Source organism: Mycobacterium sp. NPDC006124 (genome assembly GCF_040614235.1).
In the GTDB taxonomy this organism is placed as follows: Bacteria; Actinomycetota; Actinomycetes; order Mycobacteriales; family Mycobacteriaceae; genus Mycobacterium.
The window spans coordinates 66,162-76,069 of sequence record NZ_JBEXUA010000019.1 but is presented as its reverse complement, the minus strand read 5'-3'; the positions used below and the strand labels follow the sequence as shown (position 1 = coordinate 76,069).

Genomic DNA, 9,908 nt, shown 5'->3' with positions numbered 1-9,908 from the left:
ACAAGGCGCTGCACCGGGAAACCCGCATGCGTACGCGGGTTTCCGCGACATCGCGTGCAATCAATTCTTCAGCGTGCTGATCTCCGGCGACATGGTGCTGCCGCGCATCTCGACGAACGTGTCGGTGTTCGACCTCGAACCGGAAGCGAACCCGCTCGCGCTGTACCTGCAGTCGCTCGGCCGCTACGAGACGATGGCGCCCGATACGCTGGTGCTGCCGTCGCACGGCAAGCCGTTCCGCGGCGTGCGTACGCGCATCACGCAACTGCGCGAGCACCATGACGCGCGCCTGGCCGAAGTGCGCGTCGCGTGCGCGGAAAAGCCGATGAGCGCAGCCGACGTCGTGCCGATCATGTTCCGCCGGCGCGAGCTCGACATCCACCAGATGACGTTCGCGCTCGGCGAGGCGCTCGCGCACCTGAACCTGCTGTGGCTCGCGGGCGAACTCGTGCGCGAGCAGGGCGACGACGGCGTGCTGCGGTTCCGCACCGCCGGCTGATACCGCTGCGTTCTCCTCAGGCGACGGGTTCGTAGCGCCACCCGTCGCGATGCCATTGCATCGTGTGCGTCGGGTCGAGCGCCGCGAGAAACGCGGTGTCGTGCGACGCGACCACGATCGCGCCGGGAAAGCCCGCCAGTGCGGCTTCGATCGCCCGCACCGATTCGAGATCGAGGTGATTGGTCGGCTCGTCGAGCAGCAGCAGCTGCGCGGGCACGCCGCGCCACAGCGCGCAGGCGAGCGCGGCCTTCAGCCGTTCGCCGCCGCTCAGCTGCCGCGCGGGCTGCGTCGCGCGCACCGCGTCGAGCTGCAGCAGCGCCAGACGGCTGCGCAGGTCGCCTTCGGCGAGCGGCGTATCGAGCAGCCCCAGTTGCTCGACGATCGAACGATCGGGATCGAGCAGCGCGAGCCGCTGGTCGAGATACGCGGCGCTCACGTGCGTCGTGCATGCACCTGAACGCGGCGAAAGCTCGCCCGCGAGCATGCGCAGCAACGTCGATTTGCCGCAGCCGTTCGGGCCGGTCAATGCGATGCGTAGCGGGCCGCTGGCCGACCATGTGATCGCGTCGGCATCGCCGGCGATGCGCCACGGCAGTTGCGCGCGGTCGAGCGTGAACAACTGGCGGCGTGCACTGACCGCAGTGCCCGGCAGCGACACGAGCACGGGCGCATCGGCTTCGACGCGAGCGGCCGCTTCCTGGCCGGCATGCTGCTCACCCCCTCGCAGGGGTACCGCTCCAGGGTCTCGGTGATCAGCATGGTCGGACTCCAAAACGACCAGCAGCGTGAAGGTTTCGTCAACCAGCTGCAGATGGCGCTGTTCGCCTGGATCAAGCGCAACCCGGCCGGTGACCGGCCGTTGGGCGGTCTGCTGGTGATGGACGAGGCGCAGAACTTCGCGCCGTCGGGACGCTCGACGGCGTGCCTGCAGAGCACGCTGGCGTTGTCGTCGCAGGCCCGCAAGTACGGCCTAGGGTTGGTCTTCGCCACCCAGGCTCCTCGCGGCCTGAACCCCAACATCCCCGGCAACGCCGCGACGCAGTTCTTCGGATTGCTGAACGCGCCCGTGCAGATCGCCGTAGCCAAGGAGATGGCGCGGGTCAAGGGTGGGCTGGTGCCCGACATCGGCCGCCTGCGGGCCGGCAACTTCTACGCCGCGCTCGAAGGCACTGCGTTCCACAAGATCTCGACACCGTGGTGTCTGTCGCAGCACCCGCACAGTCCGCTCACCACCGAAGAGGTGCTGGACTTGGCGCGTCATCCTTTGGAGCCAAAGCCCTAGCGGCCGGCCGCCGCCACTGCGTGGCGGGCGATGCTGTGCGCGCACAACGTCTGATCCGTGCGGTCAGTAGTCGACGCGGAAGTTGCCGATCAGTCGAATCAGGTTGCCGTCGTGGTCTTCCAGCGTCGAGAGTTCGACGCCCTTGGTCGCGACCTCCACCGCCCCGGGTGCAAGCCCGCGGTCCCTGGCGTCGGCCACGTGTGCCGCCAAATCGTCCACGGCGAAGTTCACCAGTCCGGAGCCCGCGCGTTCGGAATCCACGAACACCTGCACCCAGCCGCCGGGCACCACCTGCCACTCCACCAACGACGGCATCGGCTCGTTGTCGGGCCCGCGACCGAACAGCTTCTCGTAGAACGCGCGCGAGGTCTTCAGATCGGTGACGGGTACGACGGCCAAGACGTGTTGAAAGGTCATGTCAGTACCGACCAATCGGGCCCGGGTAACTCATCGCCTACGACGAACGGGGCCGGCCACGTGTGTGGCCGGCCCCGTGTCGTCGCATGCGTTCTAGGGCTTCTTCTGCCCCGGAATGCCCTCGTAGGCGATGTCACCGGTCTTGAGGTTCTGGGCCGTCAACTCGGTCAGACCGTCGAGGAACTTCTGGCGCTCGGTGACGACGTGCTGGATCGCGACGTCGACGTTGTCCTTGGTGATGGCGGGCATCACGTAGACGGGCGCCTTGTTGACCTCTTCGTTCTTCACCAGTGCGTTGGCCACTGCCAGCCCGGCGGAGAGCTCCACGGTGCCGTTCTGCAGTGAGGTGCCGATGAACTCACCGCTCTTGACGGCGTTGAGGCCGTCCTCGATGCCGTCGATGCCGACGATCGGCACGTCGGTGCGGTTGGCTTCCTTCAGCGCCTGCAGCGCCCCGAGCCCCATGTCGTCGTTCTGGGACACGACGCCGTTGATCTGCGGTCCGAAGCTGGAGATCCAGTTCTTCATCTTGTTGACCGCTTCGTCGCGCTTCCAGTTGGCGGTGTCCTTGGCCAGCACCTTGATGTCGGGGTACTTGGCCAGCACCTGGTCGATGCCCTTGCCGCGGTTGATCTCACCGGAACCGCCCAGCGGACCCTGAAGGACCACGATGTTGCCCTTGCCGCCGAGGCGGTCAGCCATCATCTGCATCTCCTGGGCACCGGCCGCCACGTCGTCGGGCTGCACGTTGCCAGCGAGATCGGGGCTGTCGAGTGCGGCGTTGACTGCCAACAGCGGAATGTTCTTCGCCTTCGCCGAAGCGATCTGCGGCCCCAGCGAATCCGCCTGCACCGGAACCACGATGATGGCCTTGACACCCTGGTTGATCAGCGAGTCGACCTGGCTGGCCTGGGTGGACACGTCGTTGTTGGCCGAGTTCCACACCAATTCGATGTCGTTGGCCTTGGCATAGGTGTCCATGCCCTCCTTGCCCGCGGTGATGAACGAGCTCATGTCGTACACCGTGACACCAATCTTCGTGGTGCCACTGTTGGCCTCGGTGTCACCCGCGCCGCACGCGGTCATGCCCAGTGCCAGCAGGCCCGCCGAGGCGACGGCGCCCAGCTTGGTCGTCAGTCTCATCTATTCGCTTTCTCTTCTGGTGGTGGTGTGGTGATGCTCAGGGCTGCTTCTGGCCGGGGATGCCCTCGTAGGCGATGTCACCGGTCTTGAGGTTCTGGGCGGTCAGTGCGCTGAGTCCCTCGAGGAACTTCTGCCGGTCGGTCACCACGTGCTGGATCGCGACGTCGACGTTGTCCTTCGTGATCGCCGGCATGATGTAGACCGGGTTGGTGTTGACCTGCTCCTTCTTGGCCAACGCGTTGGCGACGGCCAAGCCCGCGGACAACTCGACGGTGCCGTTCTGCAGTGAGGTGCCGATGAACTCACCGCTCTTGACGGCGTTCAAACCGTCCTCGATGCCGTCGATGCCCACGATCGGCACGTCGTTGCGACCGGACTCCTTGAGCGCCTGCAGCGCACCGAGTCCCATGTCGTCGTTCTCCGAGACGACGGCGTTGATCTGCGGTCCGAACCCCGAGATCCAGTTCTTCGTCTTGTTGACCGCCTCGTCGCGCTTCCAGTTGGCGGTGTCCATCGCCAGCACCTTGATGTCGGGGTACTTGGCGAGCACGTTCTTGATGCCCTTGGTGCGGTCGAGTTCGCCGGACTGGCCGAGCGGCCCCTGCAGCACGACGATGTTGCCCTTGCCACCGAGGTGGTCGGCCATCATCTGCATCTCCTGCTCACCGGCCTTGACGTCGTCGGGCTGTACGTTGCCCGCGATGTCCTTGCTGTTGAGCGCGGCGTTCACCGGCACCAGCGGGATGCCCTTGGCCTTCGCCGAGGCCACCTGCGGTGCCAGCGAATCCGCTTGCACGGGCACGACGATGATCGCGTTGACGCCCTGGTTGATCATCGAGTCGACCTGGTTGGCCTGGGTGGACACGTCGAGGTTCGCCGAGTTCCACACCAGCTCGATGTCGTTGTCCTTGGCGTACTGGTCCATCCCCTCCTTGCCCGCGGTGATGAACGAGCTCATGTCGTACACCGACACGCCGATCTTGGTCTTGCCGCTCTTGGCGTCGGTGTCACCGGCGCCGCAGGCGGTCAGGCCCAGCCCCAGCAGCCCCGCCGAGGCGATGGCGACGAACTTCGTTGTCAGTCTCATCTGGTGTCTCACTTCCGTTGGGTCGATCGGTTGACGAGCTTGGGTCATGTTCGGCGCCGGGTGGACCAGACGTCCACGGCGACGGCCGCCACGATGAGGACGCCCTTGATGACGTCCTGCCAGTAGGCGGGCACCACCAGGATGTCGAGGCCGTTGTTGAGCGTCTGAATGATGAACAGGCCCAACACGGTTCCCCAGATGGTGCCGCGGCCGCCCATCAGGCTGGCGCCGCCGATGACGACGGCGGCGATGGCGTCGAGCTCGTAACCCTGTCCGAGGTTCGGCGGGCCCGAGATGACGCGCGAGGCCAACATGACCCCGGAGATGCCCGCCAGCAGACCGGACAACGCGTACACGCTGAACAAGACGTTCTTGGCGTTGATGCCGGCGATCTCGGCGGCGTTGCGGTTGCCGCCGACGGCGTACACGCGCATGCCGTAGGTGGTCCGCTTCATCACGATCGCCAGCACGATGATGCCGATGATCATGACGAGGACGGGGATGGTCAGACCGAGGATCTTGGTGTTGGCGATGGAGCCGAACTCGGCGGGCAACCCGTTGATCGGCGCACCGCCGCCGATCACGTAGGCAAGACCCGAGCCAGCGGTCAACGTGCCCAACGTCGCGATGAACGGCGGCACGTTGATGCGCGAGACCATGATTCCGTTGAGCGAGCCGACCGCCAGGCCGACGATCATCGCCACTCCGACGGTCATCCAGACCTGCCCCGGGTTGGCCTTGGCGGTCGCCGCACCCGCCATGGCGGACACCGCGATCACCGAACCGACCGACAGGTCGATGCCGCCGGTGAGGACCACCAGCGTCTGCCCCAGCGCGATCAGCGCGAACGGGGCCGCGGCGACCAGGATGGTCAGCAGGTTGTCCACGGTGCCGAAACGCGCACTGCGGTAGCTGAAGTAGGCGATCACCAGCAGCATGATGATGACCATCGAGTAGCGCAGCGCGATGCCGCCGATCCACTCGCGGGAGAACAACCGAACGGGCTCCCCCGTGATCGGCGACGTGACGACCGGTGTGCTGCCGGACGGCTCCGGGGTCGTGTCGGTGTCGACTGGGGTGGTCACGATTGTTCCTCCGGGTCGGGATGTGGGACGTGTATGGGTCCGTCGAGTGCAGTCGCCATCCGGAACACGGATTCCTGCACCGCCGGATGGTCGAGGGCGTCGCGGTCGAGCTCGCCGACGAACCGACCCTCGCGCATGACGAACGCGCGGTGGGACAGCCCGATGATCTCCGGCATGTCCGACGACGCCATCAGCACCGCCATGCCGGCTTCGGCGAATTCGGTGATGATGCGGTAGATCTCGCTGCGCGCTCCGACGTCCACGCCGCGGGTCGGCTCGTCGAGCAGCAGCACGTTGACGTCGCCGGTCAGCCAGCGGGCCAACACGACCTTCTGCTGGTTGCCGCCCGAGAGCGTGCCGACGAGTTGACCGAGACCGCTGCTGCGCAACCGCACCGACTTCATCACGTCCGATACGGCCGTGGTCCGGGACTTGCCCTTCAGCCACCCGGCGACGCTGAACGAGGACAGCCGCGGCAGTGATCCGTTGTCGAGCACGCTCATCGACAGCACGACCCCGGAGATCTTGCGATCCTCGGGCACCATCGCCATGCCGGAGGTGATTGCCGCCGCAGGCGAGTTGCGCTTGACCTTCTTGCCGCGCACGACGATCTCGCCGGCATTGGTGTGCCGGGCGCCGAAGATGGCCTCCAGCAACTCGGTTCGCCCCGCACCGACCAGGCCGGCCAGACCGACGATCTCACCGGAGCCGACCGAGAACGACACCGGCTCGGAGGCCCCGTCGACGTGCAGGTCGCGAATCTCGAGCACGGCATCGGACTTCGGCGCGACGCGATTGGGGAACAGACCGTTGAGCTCGCGGCCGATCATCGCGGTGACGATGTCGTCGTCCGAGACGTCGGTGATGGACTGGTCGAGGATCAACCCGCCGTCCCGGAGGACGACGACGCGGTCGGCGATGGCGCGGATCTCGGCCATCTTGTGCGTGGTGTAGACCATCGCGACGCCGTGTTCGCGCAACCGCCGGACGATGCCGTAGAGCCCCTCGACCTCGCGTTCGGAGATGGCCGAGGTCGGCTCGTCGAGCATCACGACCTGGGCGCCGGTGCGGGCGGCCTTGACGATCTCCACGATCTGCCGCAGACCGACGGGGAGGCTGCCCATCCGGGCCGTCGGCGAGATGTCCACGCCGAAGACGGCCAGCGCCTCCTTGGCCTCGCCAATCATCGCCTTGCGATTCAGGAACGGTCCGGCCTTAATCTCGCGTCCGACGAACAGGTTCTCGTAGACCGTCATGTCCTCGATGGAGGCGAGTTCCTGTGGCACGATCGCCACGCCGTGGCGAACGGCGTCGCGCGGGTTACCGGGAGTCAGCGCGGTGCCCGACACGGTGACCGAACCACCGTCGGCGCTGTACTGGCCGCTGACGATCTTCATCAGCGTCGACTTCCCCGCGCCATTCTCACCGGCCAGCGCGGTGACCGTCCCCGGTTCCAGATCCAGGGTGATGCCCTTGAGTACCGGGACGCCACCGAAACTCTTGGTGATGTCGGCACATTCGAGAATCGCTGAACTCATGACATGCTCCCCATCTCAGACCCCGTCGCTCCGCTCGCCCCGACGTCGACCACGACCTTCACGTTCTCCGGATCCATCGAGGCGGTGAACGCCTCGGCCGAGTGTTCGAAGTCGTAACGCGCCGTGATGATCTCGTCGACGGGCACGACACCGGAGGTCAGCATGTCGATCGCGGCGAGGTAGTCCTCGCGCACGTACATCAAACTGCCGATCAGCGCGATCTCGCGATCCTGGATCAGGTCCAGGCGGACGGGCACGGCACCGGCCGCGACGCCCACGACCATGACGGCCCCACCCTTGTCGACCAGCTCGATCGCCTGGGCCACCGAGCTCTCCCGCGCCACGCAATCCACGACGACGGCCGCGGGGCCGCCGAGCAGTGCCAGTGCCGACTCGACCGCATCGGGTGCAGTCGGGTCGAACGTGCCTGCCGCGCCGAGCCGTTCGGCACGGTCGCGCTTGGAATCCAGAAGATCGGCGACCACCACCTTGGCGCCGGCGTTTCGCAGCGCCAGCAGGACGAACAGCCCGATCGGACCGGCTCCGATCACCACGACCGGACGGTCCCGTAGATCGCCCACCGTCTCGCCGGCCCGGCGCACGGCGTGCACCGGCGTCGCCAGCGGCTCGATGAGGATCGCGTGGTCGTCGTCGAGATCGGGATCCAGCGCGATCACCCGGTCCACGGCCACGGTGAAGCTGTCGGCCAGCCCGCCGGGGGTCTGGCAGCCGAGCACCAGCAGTTCCCGGCAGATGTTGTACCGGCCGGCCTGACACTGCGTGCAGTGCCCGCAGGCCAGGTTGGGCTCCACGACCACGCGGGTGCCCACCCACGAGTCCTCGACCCCGTCGCCCACCGCGTCGACGACGCCGATCACCTCGTGGCCGGGCCGGTACGGCAGGTCGATGAACGGGTGGTGCCCGCACGCGGCGTGGGTGTCCGACCCGCAGATGCCGACGACGGTGCCGCGGATGCGCACCTCGCCCGCCTCGGGAGCGGCCTCGGGCACCGTCTCGAAGACGACGTCGTCGATGGCGTTGACGACGACGCGGCGGTTCACCTCGGGGGCGGCCGGGCTCACCACGCGGTGTACCCGCCGTCGGCGACCAGCACCGACCCCGTGATGAACGACGCGGCGTCGCTGGCGAGGAACACCACGCTGGGGGCGATCTCCTCGGGCATCGCATACCTCTGCTGGGGCGCGTCGTCGATCCAGTACCGCTTCAGATCTGGTCGATCCACCGGAGCCATCTCGGTCTTGCAGTACCCGGGGGCCACGGCGTTGACCCGAATGCCCAGCGGACCCCATTCGGCTGCAAGCGATTTGGTGAGATGGTGCACGGCCGCCTTGGACGCGTTGTACGCCGGCTGCATCTGCGGCCGATTCACGATCAGCCCCGACATCGACCCGATGTTGACCACCGAACCGGATCCACGCTCGCGCATGTGGGCGCCGACGGCGAGCGAGCAGGCCCACAGCGCCTTGACGTTCAGGTCGAACACGTCGTCCCAGTGCTGCTCGGTGACGTCCCAGGAGTCGGCGTGGTAGCAGGTGCCGGCGTTGTTGATTAGGACGTCGACGTGTCCGAGCGCCTCGACGGCCTCGGCCGTCATCCGTGCCACGTCCTCGGACTTGGTGATGTCGGCGGTGATCGGGTGCATCTGGTGTCCCTCGGCAGCCGCCTCGGCGACCACCGTGTCGTTGCGCTCGGCACTGCGGCCCGCGATCGCGACGGTGGCGCCCGCCTCGGCGAGACCGAACGCGAAGGCCCGACCGAGGCCCTGATTGCCGCCGGTGACCAGCGCGGTGCGGCCGGTCAGGTCGAAGGGAGAACGCTTGGTCACGAGGGCACCACGATCGACTTGAGGCTGGCCGGGTCGGTGTCGCTGTCGAGCGCGTCGCCGACGTGCTCGAGGTCATAGCGCCCGGTCACCATGCCGTCGAGGTCGACGGCTCCAGAGTTCACCAAATGGATTGCCGCAGGCCAGGTGTCGGTATAGCGGAACACACCGGTCACGTTGATCTCCATGTTCTGGATGTGCCCGATCGGCAATGGGTAGTCACCGTTGCCCATGCCGACCAGCACGACGTAACCAGCCGGGCCGACGGCCTTGATGCCGCTGACGACCGCCGGAGCGGCCCCGCTGGCGTCGATGAACGCGTCGACCTGAGGGTCGAGAGCGGCGACGTCGTCGACCATGGGATCGAGCACCTCGGTGGCGCCGAAGCGCAGCACCGCCTCCCGGCGCGATTCGAGTGGGTCGGAGACGACGATGCGGGCGGCACCGAACGCACGTGCGGCCTGCGCGCAGATCACGCCAATCGGTCCAGCACCGGCGATGAGGACCGAAGTGCCGGGAGCGACGTGCGCCTTGCGCATCGTCGTGACGGCGACCGACAGCGGCTCCAGCAGCGCGGCGGCCTCATCCGACATGGAATCCGGTACCGGATGGGCGAATTCGGCGTCGATGACGACGTAGCGGCAGAACGCGCCGTCGATCGGCGGGGTGGCGTAGAACTCCATGTACGGGCACAGGTTGTACCGGCCTGCGGTGCACTGCTTGCAGCGCCGGCACGGGTGCTGCGGTTCGACGGCGACGCGCTGGCCGACGCGGGTCGGGTAGACCCCGTCGCCGACGGCGGTGATGCGGCCCGACAGCTCGTGCCCGAGGATCATCGGTTCCTCGACGACGAAGTCGCCGATGCGCCCGTGGCGGTAGTAGTGCACGTCGGAGCCGCACACGCCGACGGCGGCGACCTCGACGAGGACCTCGTGGGCCCCTGGCGTCGGAACCGGTCGGTCCTCGATCTTCAGCGTGCCGACGCCTGTCATCACACTGGCGCGCATCGTGCTG

9 protein-coding genes and 2 pseudogenes are annotated in these 9,908 nt (G+C 67.2%); 2 read left to right on the top strand and 9 right to left on the bottom strand.

What is annotated here, in order from left to right:
• Positions 1 to 499 (top strand): annotated as a pseudogene (locus tag ABZ195_RS26275) (hypothetical protein); the annotation flags it as partial.
• Between the two features lie 16 nt (positions 500 to 515).
• On the opposite strand, the gene ABZ195_RS26270 reads toward ABZ195_RS26275, so the two are convergent.
• Positions 516 to 1,163 carry an ATP-binding cassette domain-containing protein gene (locus tag ABZ195_RS26270; protein ID WP_355222827.1) on the bottom strand — a complete coding sequence of 216 codons (648 nt, stop codon included), beginning with the start codon at positions 1,161 to 1,163 and terminating at the stop codon, positions 516 to 518.
• A gap of 39 nt (positions 1,164 to 1,202) precedes the next feature.
• On the opposite strand from ABZ195_RS26270, the pseudogene ABZ195_RS26265 reads away from it, so the two are divergent.
• Positions 1,203 to 1,781, top strand: a pseudogene (locus ABZ195_RS26265) (AAA family ATPase); the annotation flags it as partial.
• Between the two features lie 63 nt (positions 1,782 to 1,844).
• On the opposite strand, the gene ABZ195_RS26260 reads toward ABZ195_RS26265, so the two are convergent.
• The 8 genes from ABZ195_RS26260 to ABZ195_RS26225 all read right to left on the bottom strand — a co-directional run bounded on the left by ABZ195_RS26260 (position 1,845) and on the right by ABZ195_RS26225 (position 9,886).
• Positions 1,845 to 2,198, bottom strand: a complete 354-nt coding sequence (locus ABZ195_RS26260) for a VOC family protein (protein ID WP_355222826.1) — start codon at positions 2,196 to 2,198, stop codon at positions 1,845 to 1,847.
• A gap of 93 nt (positions 2,199 to 2,291) precedes the next feature.
• Complete coding sequence (locus ABZ195_RS26255) at positions 2,292 to 3,341, bottom strand: substrate-binding domain-containing protein (protein ID WP_355222825.1); 1,050 nt, start codon at positions 3,339 to 3,341, stop codon at positions 2,292 to 2,294.
• Positions 3,342 to 3,378: 37 nt separating this feature from the next.
• Complete coding sequence (locus tag ABZ195_RS26250) at positions 3,379 to 4,428, bottom strand: substrate-binding domain-containing protein (RefSeq protein WP_355222824.1); 1,050 nt, start codon at positions 4,426 to 4,428, stop codon at positions 3,379 to 3,381.
• Between the two features lie 44 nt (positions 4,429 to 4,472).
• Positions 4,473 to 5,513 carry an ABC transporter permease gene (locus ABZ195_RS26245; RefSeq protein WP_355222823.1) on the bottom strand — a complete coding sequence of 347 codons (1,041 nt, stop codon included), beginning with the start codon at positions 5,511 to 5,513 and terminating at the stop codon, positions 4,473 to 4,475.
• Positions 5,510 to 7,051: a sugar ABC transporter ATP-binding protein gene (locus ABZ195_RS26240; protein WP_355222822.1), complete on the bottom strand. Its 1,542-nt coding sequence runs from the start codon at positions 7,049 to 7,051 to the stop codon at positions 5,510 to 5,512. The genes ABZ195_RS26245 and ABZ195_RS26240 overlap by 4 nt, the downstream gene beginning before the upstream one ends.
• A complete protein-coding gene (locus tag ABZ195_RS26235) occupies positions 7,048 to 8,136 on the bottom strand; it encodes an alcohol dehydrogenase catalytic domain-containing protein (protein ID WP_355222821.1) in 1,089 nt (362 codons plus the stop codon). The genes ABZ195_RS26240 and ABZ195_RS26235 overlap by 4 nt, the downstream gene beginning before the upstream one ends.
• Positions 8,130 to 8,897 carry a glucose 1-dehydrogenase gene (locus ABZ195_RS26230; protein WP_355222820.1) on the bottom strand — a complete coding sequence of 256 codons (768 nt, stop codon included), beginning with the start codon at positions 8,895 to 8,897 and terminating at the stop codon, positions 8,130 to 8,132. The genes ABZ195_RS26235 and ABZ195_RS26230 overlap by 7 nt, the downstream gene beginning before the upstream one ends.
• Positions 8,894 to 9,886 (bottom strand): NAD(P)-dependent alcohol dehydrogenase, encoded by a 993-nt coding sequence (locus ABZ195_RS26225; protein WP_355222832.1) that lies wholly within the window; start codon positions 9,884 to 9,886, stop codon positions 8,894 to 8,896. The genes ABZ195_RS26230 and ABZ195_RS26225 overlap by 4 nt, the downstream gene beginning before the upstream one ends.
• Positions 9,887 to 9,908: the final 22 nt, after the last annotated feature.